Source organism: Neisseria weaveri, from assembly GCF_900638685.1.
Classification (GTDB): domain Bacteria; phylum Pseudomonadota; class Gammaproteobacteria; order Burkholderiales; family Neisseriaceae; genus Neisseria; species Neisseria weaveri.
In genome coordinates, this window is sequence record NZ_LR134533.1 from 1,146,917 (window position 1) to 1,170,165 (window position 23,249).

Sequence of the window (23,249 nt, forward strand, 5' to 3'; positions counted from 1 at the left end):
TTTCAGACGGACTTTTTCGAATTCAATAGCATTTACATTACTTATTAATATTAATAAATGCCTTCTTCTCCACTTTGGGGAGCTTTACCTCTTTGTAAAAAAGCATTATTGACATAACCAGTCATACCATTAACTTGTACTTTTACCCAACATCCTTTAGGTGTACAAGCATTGGTCTCGCCTACCACCATTACTTGATCGCCATCACTTAGCTCAGTAATGCTTACTGCATCTTTAGTTGGCGCCCCCCTCAGGTTTAACCTGCCTATGCCCGATTCTGAAATAACAAAAGCTGGATACCGAGCCAATTTTTCAGAAACTTTCGGTTTACTCACTTTTACTTCAGCAGCTTTTGCTTCGGCTTGAAGCTTCTTTTGTTCATTTTCTAACATTTGTTTGTACTCAATCTCTTCTTGAGCTGCTTGATAAGCTTCTTCTCGAGCTGCCTCAATTTGACGAGCTTGCTCTTCCGCCATTTCTTTTGCATTCCGCTCAGCCTCACGCTGCTGCTGCTGAGCTAACTGCTCTTTCAACATTGCTAATTCTTTTTTGGTATCATCATTTTCAGGTTTACATCCTGCAAGAAAAACTAAACCAAAAAATAAAGCAACAGATATCTGTTTTAAATTTCTAGTCATAATATTTATCCTTACATAAACATAAAAATATAAAATTAGCGTATTAAAAATATCCAATCGCGTGTGAATTATATCTATCCTTAAACTATCTTTACAATACAGATAATTGGTTATTTATACCAATGACTGGTTATATGTTGCAAATAATTAAATTAAGAAGCGAGATATATGACAATTTCTTAAAAAATAAAAAGGCCGTCTGAAAACTTTTTCAGACGGCCTCACTTCTCTATTTCACAGACTTGGCTTTATTTGGCAGCTAACTCGCTACGCAGTTTTTTGGTTACTTCCATCATCACTTCAAGCTGCTCGATGGTTTCTTTCCAGCCGCGGGTTTTCAGGCCGCAGTCGGGGTTAACCCACAAGCGCTCGACCGGTACCACTTCCATGGCTTTGCGCAGCAGTTTTTCTACTTCGGCGGCAGTCGGTACGCGCGGGCTGTGGATGTCGTACACGCCGGGGCCGATGTCGTTCGGGTATTTGAAGTCGCCGAACGCGGTGAGCAATTCCATGTCGGAGCGTGATGTTTCGATGGTAATTACGTCGGCATCCATAGAGGCGATGGCGGGCAGGATGTCGTTAAACTCGGAATAGCACATGTGGGTGTGGATTTGGGTGCTGTCTTCCGCGCCGGTGCTGCTCAAACGGAAGGCTTCGCACGCCCAAGCCAAAAATTCGTCCCATTGGGCTTTTTTCAGCGGCATGGCTTCGCGGATGGCCGGTTCGTCGATCTGAATCACTTTGATGCCGGCTTTTTCCAAGTCCAACACTTCGTCGTTCAAGGCCAAGGCGATTTGTTTGGCGACTTCGCTCAGAGGGATGTCGTCGCGCACGAACGACCATTTGTACATGGTTACGGGGCCGGTGAGCATGCCTTTCATCGGGCGTTTGGTCAGGGTTTGCGCGTAGGCAGACCAGTAAACGGTCATCGGTTCGGGGCGCGATACGTCGCCGAAGATGATGGGCGGTTTCACGCAGCGTGAACCGTAGCTTTGTACCCAACCGAATTGGGTGAAGCAGTAGCCGGCCAGTTGTTCGCCGAAGTATTCCACCATGTCGTTACGCTCGGCTTCGCCGTGTACCGGTACGTCCAGCTCCAATTTTTCCTGTACTTCCACGCAGTAGGCGATTTCTTTTTTCATCGCGGCATCGTAATCGGCAGCGGAGAGTTCGCCTTTTTTGAAGGCGGCGCGCGCTTGGCGGATTTCGGTGGTTTGCGGGAACGAGCCGATGGTGGTGGTGGGCAATACGGGCAGGTTCATCCAAGCCTGTTGCGCTTTGATGCGCTCGGCAAACGGTGATTTGCGTTGGTCGGCACCTTCGGGCAGATTGGCCACACGGGCTTTAACGGCATCGTTGTGGATTTTTTTGTTGGTGGCGCGGTCGGCAGCAGCTGCATCGGAAGCGGCAATGGCTTCTTTTACGCTGTCTTTGCCGTGTGCCAAGGCTTGTTTCACTACGCCCAATTCAACCAGTTTTTGGGCGGCGAAAGCCATCCAGTTTTTGATTTCGGCATCGAGTTTTTCTTCTACGGCCAAGTCTTGCGGGCTGTGCAGCAGCGAGCAGCTCGGTGCGATCCACAGGTTGTTGCCCAGTTTGTCTTGAACGGGTTTCAGGGTGTCGATCACTTTGCTCAAGTTGGCGCGCCATACGTTGCGGCCGTCGATCAGGCCGACCGACAATACTTTGTTTTCCGGCCATGCGTCGGCAAACACGGAGAGTTGCTCGGGTGCGCGCACGCAGTCGATGTGTACGCCGTGAACGGGCAGGGCTTTGAGCAGGTTGAGATGTTCGGCGGCAGAGGCGAAGTAGGTGCCGATGATGATGCGCACGCCGGTGTTGGCAAATTCTTTGTAAGCGGTTTCAACGGCTTTGATCCAGTTGGCATCGGCGTCGGCAGAGAGAATCGGCTCGTCGATCTGAATCCAATCTACGCCTTCTGCGGCCAGTTCGCGCAGCAGTTGTGCGTAAGCGGACAGCAGCTTGGGCAGCAGGCTGATGCGTTTGAAGTTGTCGTCTTTGGCTTTGCCCAACCACAGCAGGGTAACGGGGCCGACCAGCGTGGGCTTGATGTCGTGGCCTTGTGCTTTGGCTTCTTTGATTTGGGCAATCAGGTTTTTGGCGTTGACTTTAAATTCGGTGTCGGCGTGCCATTCGGGTACGATGTAGTGGTAGTTGGTGTCGAACCACTTGGTCATTTCCATCGCAAATTGGGTGGCGTTACCGCGCGCCAGTTGGAAGTATTCGGGCAGGCTAAGGTTGGCCGCGTCGAAACCGAAACGTTTGGGAATCGCGCCCAAAGTGCAGAGCAGGTCTAAAACGTGGTCGTAAAAAGAAAAATCGCCCACGGGCAGCAAATCGGCACCGGCGGCTTTTTGGGTCGCCCAGTTCAGGCGGCGGATTTCGGCGGCAACTTCTTGCAGCTCGGCTTCGCTTTTCGCGCCTTTCCAAAAGGCTTCAACGGCAAATTTCAGCTCGCGCTTCGCACCGATGCGCGGGTAGCCGGACAGATGAAATGTGTTCATGTTCCATTACTCCGAATAAAAAGGGGTTATTGATTTCGATGCTCCTATCATGCCCAAGTTTTTACACCGAAGCAAACAAGTAATTTGCATGGATACATGAATGAATTTAATGAAGCAGTATGATTTAAATGAATAGGCCGTCTGAAATTTTCAGACGGCCTCATAGGAAAAATAAAGTGAAAACAATCGGCTTAAACGGCAGAAAGGCTGATCAAACCTTGCTTTCCAAACTCGGCCAAGGCTTCGGTACCGCGGATATCGGCAGCCTGCAAACCGTATTCATAAATTTGCAACCCGGCAAAATCCTGACGGATTTTTAATAATATTTCCTGCTGCCTTTCATAACGCTGCTGCCAAAAAGGCTGGTTTTGCTCCGGCTCGGGCATCAGCTGGTTCACAATCAAATGGCCGCAAGGCAAATTGAAATGGTGAAGCTGGGCAACTGCACGGCGGGTTTCCGCCAGCGGCAGTATTTCAGCCGTCATCACCAAAATAATGCCGGTCTGCGCGGCATCGCCGAGACATTTTCCAGCTTCGGCAAACAACTGTTGGCGTTTCTGCAAAACCTGCAAAGCCTTTTGCCAACGTTCGCTTTTGGCTTCGGAAAGCACGGTATTTTCTTTTTCGCTTTTTTGCCAAAAAGGCAAAGCCGCTTCCCGCAGTTTCTGCTGCCGGCCTTGCTGTGCCAGCAGACTTTCCGTCCATGCACTCATCATTTGCGGCAATTCGAGCAAACGCAACGTATGGCCCGTGGGTGCGGTATCGAATACAACCTGCTCAAATCCCATCAAACGATGATGTACGACATAACGGCACAGCGCTTCAAGCATTGCCGCTTCCTCCGCACCGGGCGAAGACTTCGACGCTTCCAAATGCTGCTTGAGCTGCGGCAGCATTTCAGGCTTGGCATAGCCCGACAAAGTAGCTTCCACTTGGGCAAAATGCTGTTCGACAATCTTATGGGGATTAAGCTCCAATGCCGACAAATTATCGGTTAATTGCCGGATGGTGCCTGACAAAGATGTCTGTAATACATCACCCAAACTGTGAGCCGGATCGGTAGAAACCAGCAAGACTTTACGGCCGGATTCCGCCAAACGGCAGGCGATGCTGGCGGCATGAGTGGTTTTGCCCACGCCGCCTTTGCCGCCGACAAACAAAACCGGCTTGTTTTGCACGGATTGTAATAATTTATCCATCAGCAACACCCGAAACGCTCTAACGGCGAATGCGTCATACCCATGCGCTTATGCCAATCGTGAAATTCTTCCATCAGCAGCGGTTGCAGCTCCAAAGTATAGAAAGTCATCGGATTAGGCACGCCCAAGCTTTCCGCAAACACCAGCAGCATAAACAAATCGGCTTCATCACGGTATGCCGCCGTCAACGTGCGGCGGTAGGGCGCATGGTAAAACTCATGCAACCCCGCCGCAATCGCTTTCAAACGCTTACGCCACTCCATTACGACTGCTTCTTAGGCCAAGCGCGTTTTAAGACGGCCACGCATTCCAGCGCCACCAATACGGAGCACACCAAAATAACAAGATCCAACACCACCAACAGCCATTTTTCGGCATCGTAGAACGATTTGAGCTGCAAAAGCAAAGCCAAAATGCTGACAATCAGCAAGAAAGCCATCGGAAGCAGGGTATACCATACTTTGCGGCCTTTTTTCAGCAGCAATACGGTAATCACCAACAAAGTCAAACCGGCCATCAATTGGTTGGTCGTACCGAACAGCGGCCAAATCAGCATACCGCCGTCACCTTTCAAACCGCCCGCGCCAAACGCCAGCAATACACAAGTGCCGACGGCCAGCATAGTGGCCACCCAACCTTTTTGGAAGGATTTGATTTGGTAGATTTCACCCCATTCTTGGAAGATATAGCGCTGCAACCGCACGCCCGTATCCATGGTCGTGCCGGCAAACAAAGCCGCCATTACCGTCAGCATGGTTGCCGACAAAGTCGGATCCAAACCGATACCGTTGTGCATAATTGAAGCACCGCCGTCGATAAAGGCATTGATGCCGCCTTTGCCGAATGCGGTGTATACCGCCTGCCAATCGGCCAAGGTCGCAAAACCGGCAGTTGCCGCCAAAATAGCCGCCAATGCCAACATACCTTCGCCCATAGCACCGAAGTAGCCGACAAAACGGCTGTCGGTTTCTTTATCAACTTGTTTGGAAGTCGTACCGCTGGATACCAAACCGTGGAAGCCTGAAATGGCACCGCAAGCAATGGTAACGAACAGCAACGGCATAATCGGCGGCGTACCCACCGGCATATCCTGATTCACCGCAGGAGCAACCACTTCCGGGTTAACCAAGAAAATCGCCGCATACAATACAAACAAGCCCACAAACAGCTGCAAACCGTTGATATAGTCACGCGGCTGTAACAGCATCCATACCGGCAGCAGCGAAGCAACGGCGGCATAAACAAACAGCAAAATAATCCATACCGCATTGGCAGGCAGACCCATCACCGTTTCAGGGAAAGACAACGGGAACAGCGGACCCAGATAAATCAGGCCGTACAGCGCAACCACACCCAACACCGACACCCAAACCAAATTCATCTTATAACGATAAATACATTGGCCGATAACAAATGCCACCGCCAACGCACCCCATACCGGCAATACCGAAGACGGCGTTTTAATCATCATGCCTGCAATCACCACGGCAAACACTGCATTCACCATCAGCAGCAGCAGGAAAATCACAATCATAAACAGACTGCGCGTCCGCGCATTCACAGCCGTACCGGCAATCGTACCGATAGATTGGCCTTTATTGCGCACGCTCGCCCATACCGCCGACATATCATGCACACCGGCCAGAAAAACCGTACCCAATATCACCCAAACAAAAGCAGGCAGCCAACCCCAAAACACGGCGATGGCCGGGCCGACAATCGGCGCGGCACCGGCCACCGAAGTGAAGTGGTGGCCCCACAGCACATATTTGTTGGTCGGCACAAAATCCACACCGTCGTTGATTTCATGGGCAGGCGTTTTAAAGTCGGGATCCAATTTCAGGATTTTTTGCGCGACAAAACGCGAATAGAAGAAATAACCGGCAGCCATACAGGCCAAACCGGCAATCAGCAGGAAAACTGCACTCATACCGCTCCTCCGAGATCGTATTTTCTAATCATCAACAAACACTTAAATGTTTTGCCTTCCCCGTTCCGGAGCAAAACGGCTGCGGACGGTTAAAACGCTTGCATTATGGCAAAATTTGTAAATCTTTTGTATGAATTTACAAAGACATCAAGGCCGTCTGAATTTTTCTGCATACCGTTTCCACCATCAAAAAACACCCGGTACGCAAGGCATATTAATAAAAATAACAAACACCATGAATAATTTTAATATATACTGTTTATATCCTAATAAAAGTCTTATGGTCTTATGGATTCCATTATCGAATTACGCCATCTGAAAACCCTTTTGGCTTTGGAAGAAACCGGCAGCGTTTCATTGGCCGCCAAACGCGTTTTCCTGACACAATCCGCGTTATCCCACCAAATCCGCGCATTGGAAAACTACTACGAAACCCCTTTGTTTGAACGGAAATCCAATCCGCTGCGTTTCACTCCGGCCGGACAGCGTCTGCTGCAATTAGCCCGCGAACTGCTGCCGAAAGTGGCCGCCGCCGAACGCGATATGGCCCAAATCATCGAAGGCGAAGCCGGAGAGCTGAGATTGGCCGTCGAATGCCACACTTGTTTCGACTGGCTGATGCCCGCAATGGGCGAATTCCGCCCCCTTTGGCCGCAAGTAGAATTGGACATCGTTTCCGGCTTCCATGCCGACCCCGTCGGCCTGCTGCTAACCCACCGCGCAGACCTGGCTATCGTTTCCGAAGCCTTACCCCAACCGGGCATTACTTACCAACCGCTGTTTGCTTACGAAATGGTCGGCATTTGCGCCAAAGACCATCCCTTAGCCGAAAAAGACGTTTGGGAAGCCGAAGACTTCGCCGACGAAACGCTGATTACCTATCCCGTTCCCGACGATATGCTGGATCTGCTCCGAAAAATCCTGCTGCCGCGCGGCATCAATCCCAACCGCCGCCACAGCGAATTAACCATCGCCATTATCCAACTGGTTGCCAGCCGACGCGGTTTGGCCGCATTGCCGTATTGGACGGTTATGCCTTATTTGGAAAAAGACTATGTAATCGCCAAACCGATTACTTCAGACGGCCTCTACAGCGAACTGTATGCCGCCATGCGCGAGGAAGACAAAGACAAAAGCTATTTGGGCAACTTCTGCAAAATCGTTCGCGAACGCGGCTTCGCCGACCTGCCCGGACTCAGCGTTCTGCATTTGGACGATTAAACCCGAAACGTCAATTGTCAATTAAAGAAGGCCGTCTGAATTTTCAGACGGCCTTGTGCTTTCAACTCAAACCGATAAACGGTTTAGCGCACACCGCGAATATCGATAAACGCACCTTCATGCAGCTGCTTGAGCAGCTCGATAGTGGCCTGCTCGGTTTTTTTCTCGGCGATAAACTGGCGGACGGCATTTCTACGGCGCTCCTCCGGCGTACCCGCATCGCGGACATCCGTTAGTTTAATGATATGCCAACCAAATTGGGTTTTAACCGGACGGCTGACCTGACCGGCTTTCAACGTATGCACGGCATGTTCGAATTCCGGCACCATCTGACCGTCTGTAAACCAGCCCAAATCACCGCCGGCCGCCGCGCTGCCGTCTTGTGAAAACTGACGTGCCAACATCGCAAAATCCGCACCGCTGCGCGCTTGGTCATATAACTTGCGGATACCGCTTTCCGCCGCAGCCAAAGCGTTCGCACTCTCGCCTTTCAGCAGAATATGCTGCGCACGGTATTGGCGGATAGGTGCACCTTCAGGCAAGGCAATGCCCTGTTCGGACGCACGGGCAATCATGGCATCGATTTCGGCTTCGCTCACACGCGCATTCTGCATTACCGCCTGCTGCTGCACACGCTGCATAATAATGCCGTCGGCAATCTCGCGGCGTAAAGCCGCCCGGCTCAGGCCGTCTTTGGCCGCCGCCGCATACAAACCGTCTATATTGGTTTTTCTTTCGGCAGCCAACTGTTGCAGCGCGGCATCGATTTCGGCATTGCCTACACTGATATTGCGGCGTTTACCGGCTTCAATCATCAAAGTGCGGTTAATCAGCTGGCTTAAAACCTGACTGCGCAATTCCGCATCATCCACTTGGGCGTTTTTAGGCAGCGACGCTTTGGCCGTCGCCATCGCTTTGCGGACATCTTTATGCGTAATCACCGCACCGTCGGCCACAGCGGCAATACCGTCAACCAATTTGATATCGGCAGCAGAGGCCGTCTGAAAAGACAAGGCCACTGCAGCGGCTAAAATCAGAGATTTGAAATTCATTTTTTAACTACCTCGTTGGTTTTGCGATAGCCCGGAATGGCCAAACGCAATTGTTCGAATGGATTGTTACCGATATTGCTTAAATCTTTCAGCTGGAGGTTGAAAAACACGGCATTCTTACGGCTGTTCAAGCCGGTTACATAACGCTGCGCCACCACGCTGGCACTCCAACAGCCGCAACCGCTTTTATATTCCAAACCGGCCAGCATTTCCAACGGCTTTTTCACATTGAGCGCATAGTTGAAGCGGCCGACTGCATACAGATTTTTATTCAGCGGCCATTGTGCGCCCATATCGATCTGGCTCAGTTTGTCGTAGAAGTAACGTCTGTCTTCCTGCAGGTAAATTTTTTCGTTGCGACCGTATTTATAACGCAAACTCAATACTTTGCCGTCTTCAGGCTGATAACGGATACCGGCTACATAGCTGTCGAGCTGCTCTTGGTTTTGATTGTAGTGTACGTTTAAATCGACACGCACGCTGTTGGTCACCTGACCGTTGGCAAAAGCAACCCAATCCGAGCGGTTGCGGTTGTAGTAGCCGATGCTGCCGTCTTCCAACACGTTATCGTTTTTAAAATAAAACTTTTGACCAATACCGGCACGGAAATATTCCAAACCTGTTTCCGGATTCAAAATACGGGTTTGTACCGCAGTGGAAATGCTGTTTGCCGAATTGATGCGGTCGTTGCCGGAATAAAGGTTTTCGCGGAACAGCTGCTGGTAATTGAAGCTGTTTTCCGAAGAATCGAAGTTCGGCAGATCGTTTTGCGGTTTTGTCGGGATATAGTTGTAAAACAGGCGCGGTTCCAAAGTCTGCAGATAATCTTTGCCCAACCAGGAAGCCTTGCGTTCGAGATTCACACCGCTGTCTATGCTGAAAGTCGGCAATACACGGCTCACGCTGCGCTCCTTCAATTCGCCGAAACTGTCCAAATTATAGTAAGTGGCGTGTACGCCGATTTTCGGCCGCACATAACCCCACGAATTGTGAATATCCCAGCGCACACTCGGATACAGCACCGCCCGGTTGCCCGCCTGTTTGTTTTTGTGGGAGAAGCGGGTGAATTGGCCGAACACGTCGAAATTCAGGTTGTCATGATTTTTCTGCCAACGCCCCGACAAACGAGGCAACAAAGCGTAGGGCTCGTCTTTGAAACCGTCTTCGCTCTTTAACGTTTGGTATTTCTGTACGGTCAGATAAGCGCTCAACGATCCGCCCCATACTTGATCACGGTAATTCAGCCAAGCTTGGCGGTTAAGGTTTACATTGCGGGCAATGTCGTTGCGGCCGTAGAAATCGCGGTAATAATCGTGGTCGGAAACCTGATTGTAGTCCAAACGGCCTGTCAGGCTTGGGGTCAGCTGCTGTTGGTGCGACCACTGAAACTGGTAACGGTTGCGTTTGTCTCGACGGCGGTCGTACGGCATCCAGCGGCCCGACATTTTCCCGGAATATTCGGGACGCAAATAACGGAATTCGCCGTCCACATAAGCACCGCGTCCGCTAATCAAACCGGGCGCCACAGTCGCATCGTAATTGGGCGCAAGATTCAAATAATACGGCAGTTCCAACTCGAGGCCGTCTGAACCCGCGCCGACAGTCGGCACCAATAAGCCGCTTTTCCGGTTGCCGTTAAGCGGAAAATCCGCCCACGGCGTATAAAGAACGGGAACGCCGCCAAACACCAGCGAAGCATTTTTAGCCACACCGATACCGCTGTTTTGGTCGGCTTCGATGCTGTCGGCACGAATATACCAACTGGCATCGCCGGGATGGCAGGTATTGAATTTGGTATTGATCAGCTGATAACGCCCCCGGCCTTTCATCAATGCCTGTTCGCTGACGCTTTGCAGCCTGCGGCCTTCGTGTTCGGCTTCCAAACGCGCGTGGTCGGCGGTACCGGTCTGCTGCGTCAGATTGTATTCGATACGGCTGCCTTGTACGGTGGTGCCGTCTTGATGGAGAACAAAAGTATCGCCGGCTTTAATCGTATCGCGGCGTTGGTCGTATTCCACCCATTGCGCATTCAAAACCTGATCGTTGCGCTCGATGATCACTTCCCCTTCGGCCTTAACGCCGATACGGGTTTGGCCGATGATTTTGTCTGCCGTAATACGGGTATAGTCGGCAGGAAGCGTTTCGCCGCCGCTGCGGTTGATGACCGCGGCAACCCTTGCCGCCGCCTCTTTGCGCAAGGCTTCTTCGTCGCAAAGCAGGCAAGTGCTGCCCAACGATAAATCGTCGGCTGTCTGTGCGGCCGCGGCTGTGCTAAATCCCACACTCAACGCCAGCGCAATCGGCTTTAATGAAAATAATCGGGCCAAAGTCTCACCTTAAATCGGTTTTGCCAGTTAGAATAGCAGTTATTTTAACCTGAAAACGACCATGCAACGACAAACTGAATTAAAAAAATGGCTGGAAGAAATTTTTCCAAGCCAATCTTTTGACTTGACTTTCGCGGCGGCCGATGCCGATTTCCGCCGTTATTTCCGTGCTACTTTTTCAGACGGCCGCAGTGTTGTCTGCATGGATGCACCGCCGGATAAGATGAGCGTTGCGCCTTATTTGAAAGTGCAGCAGTTGTTTTCCATGGTCAACGTTCCGCAGGTATTGCATGTGGATGAAACGCAGGGCTTCATGGTGTTGAACGATTTGGGCAACACCACGTTTTTGACGGCTATGCGGCACGACGGCCGTGAAGCCGTGCATAAAATCCTGCTTTTGGAAGCCATCGACGAATTGATCGAACTGCAAAAACACAGCCGGCCGGATGTTTTGCCCGAATACGACCGCGAAGTAATGCTTCGCGAAATCAACCTGTTCCCCGAATGGTTCGTTGCCAAAGAATTAGGCAAACCGCTGAATTTCAAACAGCGCCAGTTGTGGCAGCAAGTAGTGGATACTTTATTGCCGCCTCTGCTGGAACAGCCGAAAGTGTATGTGCATCGCGATTTTATCGTCCGCAACCTGATGCTGCAGAAAGGCAGACCGGGCGTATTGGATTTCCAAGATGCGCTGTACGGCCCGATTTCTTATGATTTGGTTTCGCTGCTGCGCGATGCGTTTATCGAATGGGAAGAAGAATTCGTCTTGGATTTGGTAATCCGTTATTGGGAAAAAGCGCGTACCGCCGGTTTGCCGGTTCCGGCTGGGTTTGACGAGTTTTACCGTTGGTTCGAGTGGATGGGTGTGCAGCGTCATTTGAAAGTGGCAGGCATTTTCGCACGGCTGCATTACCGCGACGGTAAAGACAAATACCGCCCTGAAATTCCGCGCTTCCTGAATTACCTGCGCCGTGCTTCACGCCGCTATATCGAACTGGCACCGCTGTATGCTTTGCTGGTGGACTTGGTCGGCGACGATGAACTGGAAACGGGTTATACGTTCTAAGTATTGTTTTCAGACGGCCTCAATCACTGCGATACCGTTACGGCAATCAACTGTTTTTGCAAACATTCATCTGCACAAACAATATTTACCCAGCATAAACAGGTTTGTCTGCCGCTGTAAAAGGCCGTCTGAATTTTCAGACGGCCTCATCGATTTCTACTTTAATATTTTTCAGAAACCGGATTTATGAATCTACTTAACGCCCTTGCCAAAGTCGGCAGCCTGACCATGCTTTCGCGCATACTCGGGTTTGTCCGCGATACCATTATTGCCCGGGCTTTCGGTGCCGGCGCGGCAACGGATGCTTTTTTCGTTGCTTTCAAACTGCCTAACTTATTGCGGCGTATTTTTGCCGAAGGCGCATTTGCCCAGGCGTTTGTACCGATTTTGGCGGAATACCGGCAAAACCGTTCGGCTGAAGCCACTCAGGCCTTTGTTCGGCACGTTGCCGGTATGCTCACGTTTATCCTGACGATTGTAACCGCCGTCGGCGTATTGGCCGCGCCGTGGATTATTTACATTACGGCGGCGGGTTTTGCCAACCAGCCGGAAAAATTCCAGCTGTCGGTTGATTTGCTGCGCGTAACCTTTCCCTATATTTTGTTTATTTCGCTGTCTTCTTTTGTGGGCAGTATTCTCAATACTTACCACAAATTCAGTATTCCTGCGGTTACACCGACCTTGCTGAACATTTCGTTTATCGTTTTTGCCTTATTTCTCGTTCCGTATTTCGACCCGCCCGTAATGGCGCTGGCGTGGGCGGTGTTTGTCGGCGGGATTTTGCAGCTGGCTTTCCAATTGCCGTGGCTGTTTAAAATCGGTTTTCTGAAAATGCCCAAGCTGGATTTCAAACATCATGCGGTGCAGCGGGTATTGAAACAGATGGCTCCGGCAATTTTGGGGGTGAGCGTGGCGCAGATTTCTTTGGTGATCAACACAATTTTCGCTTCGTTTCTGCAATCGGGCAGCGTATCTTGGATGTATTACGCCGACCGCCTGATGGAACTGCCGACTGGTGTTTTAGGTGCGGCTTTAGGTACGATTCTGCTGCCGACTTTATCCAAACACGCGAGCAGCCAGAATACGCAAGATTTTTCCGGCCTGCTGGACTGGGGTTTGCGTTTATGCCTGCTGCTGGCCTTGCCGGCTGCGGTCGGTTTGGCGGTATTGTCGTTTCCGCTGGTGGCAACCTTGTTTATGTATAAGGAATTTACCCTGAACGATGCGGTAATGACGCAAAACGCGCTGATGGCTTATTCTTTGGGCTTAATCGGTCTGATTACCATCAAGGTGTTGGCACCGGCTTTTTATGCGCGCCAAAACATTAAAACGCCGGTCAAAATTGCGATTTTCACCCTTATTGTTACTCAAGTTATGAATTTGATTTTTGTCGGCCCCCTGCAGCATGTCGGCTTGGCTTTGGCCATCGGCTTGGGTGCTTGTTTGAATGCGGGTTTATTGTTTGTGCTGTTGCGGGTAAAAGGCATTTATACGCCCGGCAACGGTTGGCAGGCTTTTATTGTGAAGCTGTTTGCGGCATTGGCGGTGATGGCGGGCGGTTTATGGGCGGCACAGCATTATCTGCCGCTGGAATGGGTCGGCGTAACCGGCTGGCAGAAAGCTGCGCAATTAGGCGGTTTGGTAGCTTTGGGCGGCGGTTTGTATTTTACTTCTTTAGGGCTGCTCGGCTTCCGTCCGCGCCATTTCAAACGCTCCGAACGTTAAGCGTTTCCGGCGTTTTTTACGGCCGATAAAGGGGGCTGTTTATTGGATAATGATGAGGCCGTCTGAAAATTCCGGCATAAATTTTCAGACGGCCTTTTCATATCTTTGATTTCCGATATCCGTTTATTTGTTGTATGCTTTATTTACCGATACAGTTGGATACGCAACCTGTCTTACTGTTTATCAACAAAAAACATCTCCGTTACACCACAAAACCATGGCTGAATTCGACACACTATCCTGGCTGCAACTCTTTCTTCTGCTTATCCCTATCTCGGCAACGCTGCTGCCGCTGATTAACCACAGCCACTGGGGATTCCGCATATTCGATTTTCCACGCATCCAGATTGCCGTTTCAGGTTTGCTGTTCGGCCTGTTCAACCGCTTGTTTTCACCCAACAGCCATCCGGTTTTTATCGTTCTAGAAATTCTCAATATTGCTTGTTTCCTGTATCAGATTAAAGAAATATCGGCCTACACGCGCCTGACCAAAACCGAAGTGCTGCACTATCAAGGCCCGGATAACGAGCGTACCATCTCTCTCATTACCAGCAATGTCTTAACGCACAACCACCGGTCCGACCTGCTGCTGCGTCAAGTCGAACAATACCGACCCGACGTGGTACTGACTTTGGAAAGCGATGAATGGTGGGAAAAACAGCTGTCTTGTTTGGAAGAGCAGCAGGATTACCGCTATACGGTCAAAATCCCGCTCGACAACCTTTACGGCATGCATTTATACAGCCGCCTGCCGTTGAGAAATGTCGAAATCCGGCATTGGGTTGCCGAAGACATTCCGTCTATCGTCGCCGAGCTGCAACTGCGTTCGGGCGAATGGATCTATATTTACTGCCTGCACCCGATGCCGCCCAGCCCGACCGAAGCCGAAACGTCTACCGACCGCGATGCCGAATTGCTGCTGGTCGGCAAAGAAATCGCCAAATACGACCATTCCGTTTTGGTTTTCGGAGATTTGAACGATGTGGCCTGGTCGCGCACTTCATGCCTGTTCCAACAAATCAGCGGCCTGCTTGATCCGCGCAAAGGCCGCGGTCTATACAATACTTTCCATGCCAAATATCCGCTGTTACGCTGGCCGCTCGACCATATTTTCCACAGCAGCGATTTCATGATGAGCGACATCAGAGTGCTGCCTTATATCGGCTCCGACCATTTCCCGGTATACGGCAAATTCCAATTTGCCCCCAAAGCGGAAGCGATTCAGGAAAAAGAACAAGCCGATGCGGAAGAAAAACGCGAAGCAGAAGAAAAAATCGCCGAAGCCGATCCGCTGAAAGAAGTGGTGAGAGAAAAATACACGGAAAAATAAAACCAACGGAGATTAAACCGCCCAATCGGCATTAATATTATCCGCAACCCTATTTATCCACAGAGGCCGTCTGAAAAATTCAGACGGCCTCTTTTCATTAAAAATGCTATCATAAGCGGCTAAAATACAAACCCTTACCCAGAAAAAGGAGTCATCATGCCCTTATTAGACAGCTTCAAAGTCGACCACACACGCATGCACGCCCCCGCCGTACGCATCGCCAAAACCATGCGTACGCCCAAAGGCGACGACATTACCGTATACGACCTGCGTTTCTGCGTACCCAACCAAGAAATCCTTTCCGAAAAAGGCATTCACACTTTGGAACACCTGTTTGCCGGCTTTATGCGCGACCACTTAAACAGCAAAGATGTGGAAATCATCGATATTTCCCCGATGGGTTGCCGTACCGGTTTCTACATGAGCCTGATCGGTACGCCGGACGAACAACAGGTGGCCGATGCATGGCAAGCTTCCATGCAGGACGTGCTCAACGTACAAAGCCAAAACCAAATTCCCGAGCTAAACGAATACCAATGCGGCACATACCAAATGCATTCTCTGATTGAAGCACAAGACATCGCCCGCAATATTCTGGCACGAGACATCCGCGTCAACAAAAACGACGACTTAACTTTAGACGAAAGTCTGCTGCAATCATAATCATCAGGCCGTCTGAAAATTCAGACGGCCTCAATCATACAGGACACCCATGAAAGCCATGATACTCGCGGCCGGACGCGGCGAACGTATGCGCCCGTTAACCGATACCTGCCCGAAACCGCTGCTCAAAGCCGGTAAAGAACCATTAATAGGCTGGCATTTACGCCGTCTGAAAGCAGCAGGATTTGAAGACATCGTCATCAACCACGCCTGGCTCGGCCGACAAATCGAAGAAACACTGAAAGACGGCTCCGCCTACGGCGTGCGTATCCGTTATTCCGCCGAAGGCGCACAAGGCTTGGAAACCGCCGGCGGTATCGCCACAGCCTTGCCCCTGTTGGGCAACGAACCGTTTTTAGTCGTTAACGGCGATGTGTTAACCGATATCGACTTCAGCCAAGCTTACCAAACCGCCGAATCGATGCTGAAAAACCGAATGCTCGCCCATCTCTGGCTTGTGAATAACCCGCCGCATAACCCGAACGGCGACTTCGCCCTAAATTCAGACGGCCTCGTTCAGGCAGATACGGTTCCCAACCACACCTATACCTTCAGCGGCACCGGTATTTACCATCCGCAGCTATTCGACCATACACCGCCCCATCAGGCGGCCAAGCTCGCACCCTTGCTGCGGCAAGCCATGCAGAACCACAAAATCAGCGGCGAACACCATACCGGACTGTGGCTCGACGTCGGCACGGTCGAACGTTTGGAAGAAGCCAACCGTTTGGCCGAAAATTGGTCTTAAGCACCGCCCGATGCAATTTTCTACAAAAAAACGGCTGCAAACCCGAAAGTCTGCAGCCGTTTTATATGTTTCTATATACAGATAAACCCTTTTTTCACACAAACCGATAACGCCGCTGTGCAAACCAAGTTTATCTCGTTATCCACATTTAACTGCGGATACGTTTCAACACTTCTTCTTTACCGATTAAAGCCAATACCTCATCCACGCTAGGTGTTTTCGCCGTACCGCAAACCGCCAAGCGCAAAGGCATACCCAGCTTGCCCATTTTGATGCCTTCGGCATCGCAAAACGGCTTGAATAAGTCATGAACGGCTTCTGCATTCCAATCGCTCAAACCTTCCAGCTTCTCGGCAAAACGCAGCATACGGGCAGGTGCTTCTTCGTCCCAATGCTTGGCCACATCGGCCTCCGCAGGCGTGGCTTTTTCATAGAAATAAATGCATTCGTCCGCCAAAGTATTCAAATCTTGGGCACGGTCTTTCACCAAAGCCAATACATCTTCCAGTGCCGGTTTGTCGGTCTGGGCAATACCGCGTACCGCCAAACGCGGTTTAACCAGCTCTGCAAGCTCATGGTTTGCCGTTGCTTTGATATGTTCGGCATTGATCCAATACAGTTTTTTCAAATCCATGCGGCTGGGCGACGGGGAAACGTCTTTCAAATCAAACCATTCGATGAACTGTTCCATCGTAAAGAATTCGTCGTCACCGTGCGCCCAACCCAAACGGGCGAGATAATTCAGCATGGCTTCCGGCAGGATACCCATCGCACCGAAATCGGTAATCGCCACGGTATCGCCGCTGCGCTTGGAAATTTTCTTACCCTGTTCGTTCAAAATCATCGGTAAGTGCGCGTATTCGGGCAAAGCCGCACCCATTGCTTTTAAGATATTGATTTGCTTGGGTGTATTGTTCACATGGTCGTTGCCGCGGATCACATGGGTCACACCCATATCGTAATCGTCGACTACTACGCAGAAATTATAAGTCGGCGTACCGTCGGCGCGCGCAATAATCAAATCGTCCAAAGCTTCATTGGGAATGCTGATTTCGCCTTTGACCAAATCGTTCCATTTGGTTACGCCGTCTACCGGCGTTTTAAAGCGTACTACCGGCTCCACGCCTTCCGGCACGGACGGCAGGGTTTTGCCTTCTTCCGGGCGCCAGCGGCGGTCGTAAGTGGCCGTGCCTTCTTTTTCGGCTTTCTCACGCATGGCTTCCAATTCTTCTTTGCTGCAGTAGCAATAATAAGCCTGACCTTTTTCCAGCAGCTCGGCAATCACTTCTTTATAGCGGTCGAAACGGCGGGTTTGATAGACCACGTTGTCGGCATTGTCGTAATTCAAACCAACCCATTTCATGCCGTCGAGAATGATATTAACCGATTCGGCAGTCGAACGCGCCAAGTCGGTATCTTCGATACGCAACAGAAACTCACCTTTGTGTTTGCGGGCAAACGCCCATGAAAACAGAGCGGTACGTACACCGCCGATGTGCAGGTAGCCTGTCGGGCTGGGCGCAAAACGGGTTTTAACAGTCATATCGGGCCTTCTAAACAATTCGTTGCTTTAAAAGCCGTTATTTTATGCGTTTAGAGGCCGTCTGAACAGTTTTCAGACGGCCTTTATTGATTTCACTACATTCAACAATGCTACAATATCGCTTTTGCAAAACAAGCCGACAGATATGAAAAAATTCACGCAGCCCAAATCTTTCGAAGATGCACTAAAACGCTTGGAAACCCTAACCCAAGCCATGCAGAGCAGCGAAATGCCGTTGGAAGACGCGCTTGCCGCCTATCAGGAAGGCAACGAGTTGGTCAAATACTGCCAAGCCAAGCTCGCGGAAGTCGAGCAAAAACTGCAGGTTTTGGATGCCGGAGAACTGAAGGAGCTGGATCTTGAACAAAGCGAATGATCTCAAAGCTTGGCAGCATAAAGCTCAAGCGCATACAGAGCTGGTATTGGAACGCCTGATGCCGTCTGAAAAAAATGTCCCGTCCAAACTGCACGAAGCCATGCGCTATGTCACTTTGGGTGGCGGCAAACGCCTGCGGCCGCTCTTGGTTTTAGCCGCTTCCGAGCTGGGGGAAGCCGATGCCACCGCTGTCGAACAAGCCATGGCCGCGATTGAAATGATACATGTCTATTCATTAGTACACGACGATATGCCGGCTATGGATAACGACAGCCTGCGCAGAGGCAAGCCAACCTGCCATGTTCAATACGACGAAGCCACCGCCTTACTGGTAGGCGATGCCCTGCAAACCCAAGCATTCGACGTATTAAGCCGCCCTTGCGGCCTGCCTGCCGCCAGACAATTGAATATGCTGTCTGTTTTAGCAAAAGCTTCCGGCAGTTTCGGCATGGCCGGCGGACAAGCCATCGATTTAGCCAATGTCGGCAAACCCATGACCCAAACAGAGCTGGAACAGATGCACGGCTTAAAAACAGGCGCATTAATCCGCGCTGCCGTTGCTTTGGGTGCATTATCATGCCCCGGCTTGGACGATACCGCCCTGGCCGCATTAGACAACTATGCAACAAATCTAGGCTTGGCATTTCAAGTGATTGATGATGTTTTAGACTGCGAAGCCGATACGGCAACTTTGGGCAAAACCGCCGGCAAAGATGCCGATAACGATAAACCGACTTACGTCAAACTAATGGGATTGGAGCAGGCCCGAAGCTATGCCGAACAATTGATCGCCGAAGCAACCATCTATTTGGAATCTTTCGGTGAAAAAGCCGTTCATCTGCGTCTGCTGGCCGAATTTGTAACCGCACGAAAAAACTGAAAACTTATCCACAAACAAACAGGCCGTCTGAAAATTTCAGACGGCCTTAAATATTTATACAAAACAATTTATTAATTATAGGATCAATAAACCATTCCCAAGAAATCCACTAAATTATCCACAAGATTCTTTTCCGGCAAATAACCGATAAACCGTATTTTCAAGCATATTCGTTAATCTAAACCCTTAAAACTATCCACAAGGATAAAATCCTATTCCAACCTCATTGACATCTATTTCGGATGATTACATTGAATGTGGATAACCCAACTGGAAATCAACGTAAACGTCTTCCCGTTTCAGCATCAATAATCTGACTCGGCTGTTTCTGCCTGCCGATACGCCCGCCAACTATCCAAACTTCCCGACCGAATTGCCGCCGGACTTCCCGCTCGGTTTTACACGGGCGTTTTCCGGCACGGTTACATGAAGTAGACACCAAAGGCATACCTAAAATTGTGCATAAATTTCTAGCCAAATGGTGTTCGGGCACACGTACGGCCAATTTATTCCGGCCTTTCCCACGCAAAACCGGCAAAACCCGTTTATCCACATTCAATAGAAAAGTTTTCGGTGCAGGCCATTCCGATTCCAACATCAATTTAACCGCTTCCGACGGCTTTTCCAACAAAGACTGCAATTGGGATAAATCCGCACCGATTACAATCATGCCTTTATGCTGCGGCCGTTTTTTAACATGCACCAATTGGTTCAAAGCCCGCGAATGAACAGGCAGGCAGCCGATACCGTAACAAGATTCGGTCGGATAAGCCACCAATCCGCCATGCTTCAAGTGACTGATTAATTTGCGTTTAGCAGATGCAGAAAGAATACGGGAAAACGGAATCATATAAAATCGAAAGCCGTCTGAAATTCAGACGGCCTCTTTCATTTTCGGATTAACGCTTAACGGCCTTATCCGCAATATCCTTACGATACTGCATACCGTCAAAATGAACTTTGCCGAGTGCTTCATAGGCTTTTGCTTTAGCTTCCGCAACACCGTTACCCAAGCCGACAACGCATAATACACGACCGCCGTTAGTAACAATTTGCTGCTCTGCATTCAATGATGTACCCGCATGGAATACTTTGCCGATTTTGTCGGCTTCCGCCAAACCTGAAATCACATCGCCTTTTTTCGGAGTTTCGGGATAGTTTTCAGCAGCCAAAACCACACCGACTGCCGTCTGTTCATTCCATTCGGCTTGTACGCTATCCAGTTTGCCTGCCAATGCAGCTTCAAGCAAATCCACCAAATCACTATCCAAACGGCTCATAATAGGCTGGGTTTCAGGATCACCGAAACGACAGTTAAACTCAATAGTAAACGGTGCACCGTTTTTATCGATCATCAAACCGGCATATAAAAATCCGGTAAATTCATGACCTTCAGCTTTCATACCGGCAACAGTCGGTAGAATAATCTCATTCATTGCACGTTCGTAAACTTCCGGCGTTACCACCGGTGCGGGACTGTATGCACCCATACCGCCGGTATTCGGACCTTTATCATTGTCCAGCAAACGTTTATGGTCTTGGCTGGTTGCCATCGGCAACACATAGTTTCCGTCGACCATAACGATAAAGCTGGCTTCTTCGCCCTGTAGAAAATCTTCAATAACTACGCGCGCACCGGCATTACCCATTTTATTGCCCAATAGCATATCATCGATTGCCGCATGCGCTTCTTCCAACGTCATTGCCACAATCACGCCTTTTCCGGCAGCCAAACCGTCGGCTTTAATCACGATGGGCGCGCCTTTGCCATCAACATATTCATGCGCTTTTTCTGCATTTTCAAATGTCTGATATTGCGCGGTCGGAATATCGTATTTAGCCATAAAGGCTTTGGCAAAATCTTTCGAACTTTCCAATTGGGCTGCGTATTGGGTAGGACCGAAAATTTTCAATCCTGCTGCACGGAAATCATTTACAACACCCGCCGCCAATGGTGCTTCAGGACCAACAACGGTAAAAGCAATATTTTCCTTTTTGCAGAAATCAATCAATTCATTATGTGCGGATAAGGCAATATTTTTTAATTTAGGCTCAACCGCCGTACCTGCATTACCCGGCGCAACAAATACCGTTTCAACTTTCGGAGATTGTGCCAATTTCCAAGCCAAAGCATGTTCGCGTCCGCCGCTGCCGATAACGAGTAGTTTCATGATTTATCCTTAATCAATGCCAATATACGCAAATGAATCGAAGCCCGAATTATAGCCGATTTAACTGCTGAAATCAGCTTGAATGCCGTTTATTTTACAATTATTCCGATTACAAACAGACTTGACTCGAAATTGAAAAACCAAGGCCGTCTGAAATTCAGACGGCCTTGGTTATGAATCTTCTCCAACAATCTCACTGTTTACTTCAATAAAACGGGTATGCCGCCAAGCTGCAACACAAGCATCGTAATTAGCTAAAGGAATACGCACTGTCAAACGGCAATCCAACTGTAAATCCTGTTCGATGACTTCCGCACAATGCTGTTTGGCAATTCTGATAGCGTCATTCAAATGTGGATATTCACAACGGATAAAAACCGTTTTTTCCACATTTTTTTCCACAATCTCCGCTACCGACAAAGCTTCAGCAGTTGCAGTTTTATAAGCATGAATCAATCCGGGTACACCCAATAAAGTACCGCCGAAATAACGAACCACCACCACCAAAACATCTGTCAATTCGGCGGAATAAATCTGGCCTAAAATCGGACGGCCTGCACTGCCAGACGGCTCCCCATCATCATTCGCACGAAACTGAGTACCTTCAACACCGAGCCGGTAAGCATAACACCAATGCCGCGCTTTATGATGAGCTTCACGCAACGGCTCGACATAACGCTTCACATCCGCTATCGAATGGATAGGGTAAGCAAAAGCAATAAAACGGCTGCCTTTATCTTTAAACTCGGCTTCTGTCGGAGCAGCAATGGTTTTATAAACAGTTACGGTCATATTTAAATTCATCCTTTTCAGGCGGCCTGATAACAAAACCGGCCGTCTGAAAATAAAAGCAAAAACTTTATGCAACTTCCATTGCATAAAGTTTTTGAGTGTTTCACGTGAAACAATAGGAATCAGTTTTTCAACGCTTCAGTCAACTGTGGCACAATTTCAAACAAATCACCCACCAAACCGTAATCGGCAATATTGAAAATTTGCGCATCCGGATCTTTGTTGATTGCTACGATAACTTTGCTGTCCTGCATACCGGCAATATGCTGAATAGCTCCGGAAATACCGACTGCAATATACAATTCGGGCGCTACAACTTTACCGGTTTGTCCTACTTGATAATCGTTAGGTGCATAATCGGCATCTACCGCCGCGCGCGATGCGCCGATTGCCGCGCCCAAGACATCTGCCAACGGCGTTAAAACCGCTTGGAATTGCTCTGCACTACCCAACGCCCGTCCGCCGGACACCACTACTTTGGCTTGAGTCAATTCAGGACGGTCTGATTGCGTCAGTTTTCGATTAACAAACCGGCTTAAATTTTGAGCAGGCAATGCTTCTACTTGAACGGATTCCGCATTACCGGTTTGTGCATCTGCGGCATCAAAAGCAGTAGCACGGAAAGTGAGCACTAATTTATCCGCATTGCTTTGAACGGTTTCAAAAGCATTACCCGCATAAATCGGACGGACAAACGTGGTTTCATCAACCACTTCGGTCAAATCGGAAATCTGCGGAACATCCAATAAAGCAGCTACGCGCGGCAGCAAGTTTTTACCGAAAGCCGTTGCGGCGGCTGCGATATGTCGGTAATCGCAAGCCAATTTCACCACCAAAGGAGCCATCTCTTCTGCCAATCCCTCGCCGTAATGGCCGGCATCGGCAACCAATACTTTTGCTACACCGCTGATTTTTTTTGCCGACTCAACTACTGAACCCACAGCTTTACCGGCCACCAAAACGTGAACTTCACCCAGTTTTGCCGCAGCCGTAACCGCATGCAGAGTAGCGGGATTTAATTGCTGGTTATTATGTTCTGCAATAATCAATACGCTCATTTCAT

Annotated in this window: 20 protein-coding genes; 8 read left to right on the plus strand and 12 right to left on the minus strand. The window is 49.7% G+C overall.

All coding sequences use genetic code 11. The features are described from left to right. Positions 1-50 precede the first annotated feature (50 nt). The 5 genes from EL309_RS05640 to EL309_RS05660 form a co-directional block, all read right to left on the minus strand. Entirely contained in the window at positions 51-638 is a 588-nt protein-coding gene (locus EL309_RS05640) for an SH3 domain-containing protein (RefSeq protein WP_040669925.1), read from the minus strand. Between the two features lie 248 nt (positions 639-886). Next, positions 887-3,163 carry a 5-methyltetrahydropteroyltriglutamate--homocysteine S-methyltransferase gene (gene metE / locus EL309_RS05645; RefSeq protein WP_004284454.1) on the minus strand — a complete coding sequence of 759 codons (2,277 nt, stop codon included), beginning with the start codon at positions 3,161-3,163 and terminating at the stop codon, positions 887-889. A gap of 191 nt (positions 3,164-3,354) precedes the next feature. Continuing rightward, positions 3,355-4,362, minus strand: a complete 1,008-nt coding sequence (locus EL309_RS05650) for an ArsA family ATPase (RefSeq protein ID WP_172795949.1) — start codon at positions 4,360-4,362, stop codon at positions 3,355-3,357. Continuing rightward, a complete protein-coding gene (locus tag EL309_RS05655) occupies positions 4,362-4,625 on the minus strand; it encodes a cory-CC-star protein (protein WP_004284456.1) in 264 nt (87 codons plus the stop codon). The genes EL309_RS05650 and EL309_RS05655 overlap by 1 nt, the downstream gene beginning before the upstream one ends. Next, on the minus strand, positions 4,625-6,292 hold the full coding sequence (locus EL309_RS05660) for a carbon starvation CstA family protein (RefSeq protein WP_004284457.1): 1,668 nt from the start codon (positions 6,290-6,292) through the stop codon (positions 4,625-4,627). Before EL309_RS05660 ends, EL309_RS05655 begins: the two co-directional genes overlap by 1 nt. A 288-nt stretch (positions 6,293-6,580) precedes the next feature. Here EL309_RS05660 and EL309_RS05665 point away from each other — a divergent pair, with 288 nt between their 5' ends. Further along, a complete protein-coding gene (locus EL309_RS05665; protein WP_004284458.1) occupies positions 6,581-7,513 on the plus strand; it encodes a LysR family transcriptional regulator in 933 nt (310 codons plus the stop codon). An 83-nt stretch (positions 7,514-7,596) separates the two neighbouring features. On the opposite strand, the gene EL309_RS05670 is transcribed toward EL309_RS05665, so the two are convergent. Both EL309_RS05670 and EL309_RS05675 read right to left on the minus strand, forming a co-directional pair. Beyond that, positions 7,597-8,565 carry a peptidylprolyl isomerase gene (locus EL309_RS05670; protein ID WP_004284459.1) on the minus strand — a complete coding sequence of 323 codons (969 nt, stop codon included), beginning with the start codon at positions 8,563-8,565 and terminating at the stop codon, positions 7,597-7,599. After that, a complete protein-coding gene (locus tag EL309_RS05675; RefSeq protein WP_004284460.1) occupies positions 8,562-10,892 on the minus strand; it encodes an LPS-assembly protein LptD in 2,331 nt (776 codons plus the stop codon). Before EL309_RS05675 ends, EL309_RS05670 begins: the two co-directional genes overlap by 4 nt. Before the next feature lie 61 nt (positions 10,893-10,953). On the opposite strand from EL309_RS05675, the gene amgK reads away from it, so the two are divergent. The 5 genes from amgK to murU all read left to right on the plus strand — a co-directional run bounded on the left by amgK (position 10,954) and on the right by murU (position 16,424). Next, complete coding sequence (gene amgK / locus EL309_RS05680; RefSeq protein ID WP_004284461.1) at positions 10,954-11,958, plus strand: N-acetylmuramate/N-acetylglucosamine kinase AmgK; 1,005 nt, start codon at positions 10,954-10,956, stop codon at positions 11,956-11,958. A gap of 186 nt (positions 11,959-12,144) precedes the next feature. After that, positions 12,145-13,683, plus strand: coding sequence for a murein biosynthesis integral membrane protein MurJ (gene murJ, locus EL309_RS05685; RefSeq protein WP_004284462.1), 1,539 nt, complete (start codon positions 12,145-12,147; stop codon positions 13,681-13,683). Positions 13,684-13,900: 217 nt separating this feature from the next. Further along, positions 13,901-15,013, plus strand: a complete 1,113-nt coding sequence (locus EL309_RS05690) for an endonuclease/exonuclease/phosphatase family protein (RefSeq protein ID WP_004284464.1) — start codon at positions 13,901-13,903, stop codon at positions 15,011-15,013. A gap of 156 nt (positions 15,014-15,169) precedes the next feature. After that, positions 15,170-15,676, plus strand: coding sequence for an S-ribosylhomocysteine lyase (gene luxS, locus EL309_RS05695; protein WP_036494464.1), 507 nt, complete (start codon positions 15,170-15,172; stop codon positions 15,674-15,676). A 49-nt stretch (positions 15,677-15,725) separates the two neighbouring features. Then, positions 15,726-16,424 (plus strand): N-acetylmuramate alpha-1-phosphate uridylyltransferase MurU, encoded by a 699-nt coding sequence (gene murU, locus EL309_RS05700; protein ID WP_004284468.1) that lies wholly within the window; start codon positions 15,726-15,728, stop codon positions 16,422-16,424. A 148-nt stretch (positions 16,425-16,572) separates the two neighbouring features. On the opposite strand, the gene gltX is transcribed toward murU, so the two are convergent. After that, entirely contained in the window at positions 16,573-17,967 is a 1,395-nt protein-coding gene (gltX, locus tag EL309_RS05705; RefSeq protein WP_004284469.1) for a glutamate--tRNA ligase, read from the minus strand. Between the two features lie 145 nt (positions 17,968-18,112). On the opposite strand from gltX, the gene EL309_RS05710 reads away from it, so the two are divergent. Both EL309_RS05710 and EL309_RS05715 read left to right on the plus strand, forming a co-directional pair. After that, a complete protein-coding gene (locus EL309_RS05710) occupies positions 18,113-18,343 on the plus strand; it encodes an exodeoxyribonuclease VII small subunit (RefSeq protein WP_004284470.1) in 231 nt (76 codons plus the stop codon). Beyond that, complete coding sequence (locus EL309_RS05715; protein WP_004284471.1) at positions 18,327-19,223, plus strand: polyprenyl synthetase family protein; 897 nt, start codon at positions 18,327-18,329, stop codon at positions 19,221-19,223. The genes EL309_RS05710 and EL309_RS05715 overlap by 17 nt, the downstream gene beginning before the upstream one ends. A 277-nt stretch (positions 19,224-19,500) precedes the next feature. Here EL309_RS05715 and EL309_RS05720 read toward each other — a convergent pair whose 3' ends face one another. From EL309_RS05720 to EL309_RS05735, 4 genes are all read right to left on the minus strand, one after another. Next, positions 19,501-20,073, minus strand: a complete 573-nt coding sequence (locus tag EL309_RS05720) for an L-threonylcarbamoyladenylate synthase (RefSeq protein WP_004284473.1) — start codon at positions 20,071-20,073, stop codon at positions 19,501-19,503. Between the two features lie 49 nt (positions 20,074-20,122). After that, the gene (gene purD / locus EL309_RS05725) at positions 20,123-21,394 is read right to left on the minus strand and encodes a phosphoribosylamine--glycine ligase (protein ID WP_004284474.1); all 1,272 of its coding nucleotides are present in this window, start codon (positions 21,392-21,394) and stop codon (positions 20,123-20,125) included. A gap of 171 nt (positions 21,395-21,565) precedes the next feature. Beyond that, on the minus strand, positions 21,566-22,186 hold the full coding sequence (locus EL309_RS05730) for an IMPACT family protein (RefSeq protein WP_040669932.1): 621 nt from the start codon (positions 22,184-22,186) through the stop codon (positions 21,566-21,568). A gap of 122 nt (positions 22,187-22,308) precedes the next feature. Then, a complete protein-coding gene (locus EL309_RS05735) occupies positions 22,309-23,244 on the minus strand; it encodes an electron transfer flavoprotein subunit alpha/FixB family protein (RefSeq protein WP_004284476.1) in 936 nt (311 codons plus the stop codon). Between the last annotated feature and the right edge of the window lie 5 nt (positions 23,245-23,249).

Excerpts from the sequence above, each read along its gene's own strand:
- murU (WP_004284468.1), top strand. The coding sequence starts at position 15,726 with ATGAAAGCCATGATACTCGCGGCCGGACGCGGCGAACGTATGCGCCCG.
- EL309_RS05655 (WP_004284456.1), bottom strand. The coding sequence starts at position 4,625 with ATGGAGTGGCGTAAGCGTTTGAAAGCGATTGCGGCGGGGTTGCATGAG.
- EL309_RS05720 (WP_004284473.1), bottom strand. The coding sequence starts at position 20,073 with ATGATTCCGTTTTCCCGTATTCTTTCTGCATCTGCTAAACGCAAATTA.
- luxS (WP_036494464.1), top strand. The coding sequence starts at position 15,170 with ATGCCCTTATTAGACAGCTTCAAAGTCGACCACACACGCATGCACGCC.
- EL309_RS05670 (WP_004284459.1), bottom strand. The coding sequence starts at position 8,565 with ATGAATTTCAAATCTCTGATTTTAGCCGCTGCAGTGGCCTTGTCTTTT.
- EL309_RS05640 (WP_040669925.1), bottom strand. The coding sequence starts at position 638 with ATGACTAGAAATTTAAAACAGATATCTGTTGCTTTATTTTTTGGTTTA.
- EL309_RS05710 (WP_004284470.1), top strand. The coding sequence starts at position 18,113 with ATGAAAAAATTCACGCAGCCCAAATCTTTCGAAGATGCACTAAAACGC.
- gltX (WP_004284469.1), bottom strand. The coding sequence starts at position 17,967 with ATGACTGTTAAAACCCGTTTTGCGCCCAGCCCGACAGGCTACCTGCAC.
- EL309_RS05730 (WP_040669932.1), bottom strand. The coding sequence starts at position 22,186 with ATGACCGTAACTGTTTATAAAACCATTGCTGCTCCGACAGAAGCCGAG.
- EL309_RS05660 (WP_004284457.1), bottom strand. The coding sequence starts at position 6,292 with ATGAGTGCAGTTTTCCTGCTGATTGCCGGTTTGGCCTGTATGGCTGCC.
- EL309_RS05690 (WP_004284464.1), top strand. The coding sequence starts at position 13,901 with ATGGCTGAATTCGACACACTATCCTGGCTGCAACTCTTTCTTCTGCTT.
- EL309_RS05665 (WP_004284458.1), top strand. The coding sequence starts at position 6,581 with ATGGATTCCATTATCGAATTACGCCATCTGAAAACCCTTTTGGCTTTG.
- metE (WP_004284454.1), bottom strand. The coding sequence starts at position 3,163 with ATGAACACATTTCATCTGTCCGGCTACCCGCGCATCGGTGCGAAGCGC.
- murJ (WP_004284462.1), top strand. The coding sequence starts at position 12,145 with ATGAATCTACTTAACGCCCTTGCCAAAGTCGGCAGCCTGACCATGCTT.
- EL309_RS05735 (WP_004284476.1), bottom strand. The coding sequence starts at position 23,244 with ATGAGCGTATTGATTATTGCAGAACATAATAACCAGCAATTAAATCCC.
- EL309_RS05650 (WP_172795949.1), bottom strand. The coding sequence starts at position 4,362 with ATGGATAAATTATTACAATCCGTGCAAAACAAGCCGGTTTTGTTTGTC.
- amgK (WP_004284461.1), top strand. The coding sequence starts at position 10,954 with ATGCAACGACAAACTGAATTAAAAAAATGGCTGGAAGAAATTTTTCCA.
- purD (WP_004284474.1), bottom strand. The coding sequence starts at position 21,394 with ATGAAACTACTCGTTATCGGCAGCGGCGGACGCGAACATGCTTTGGCT.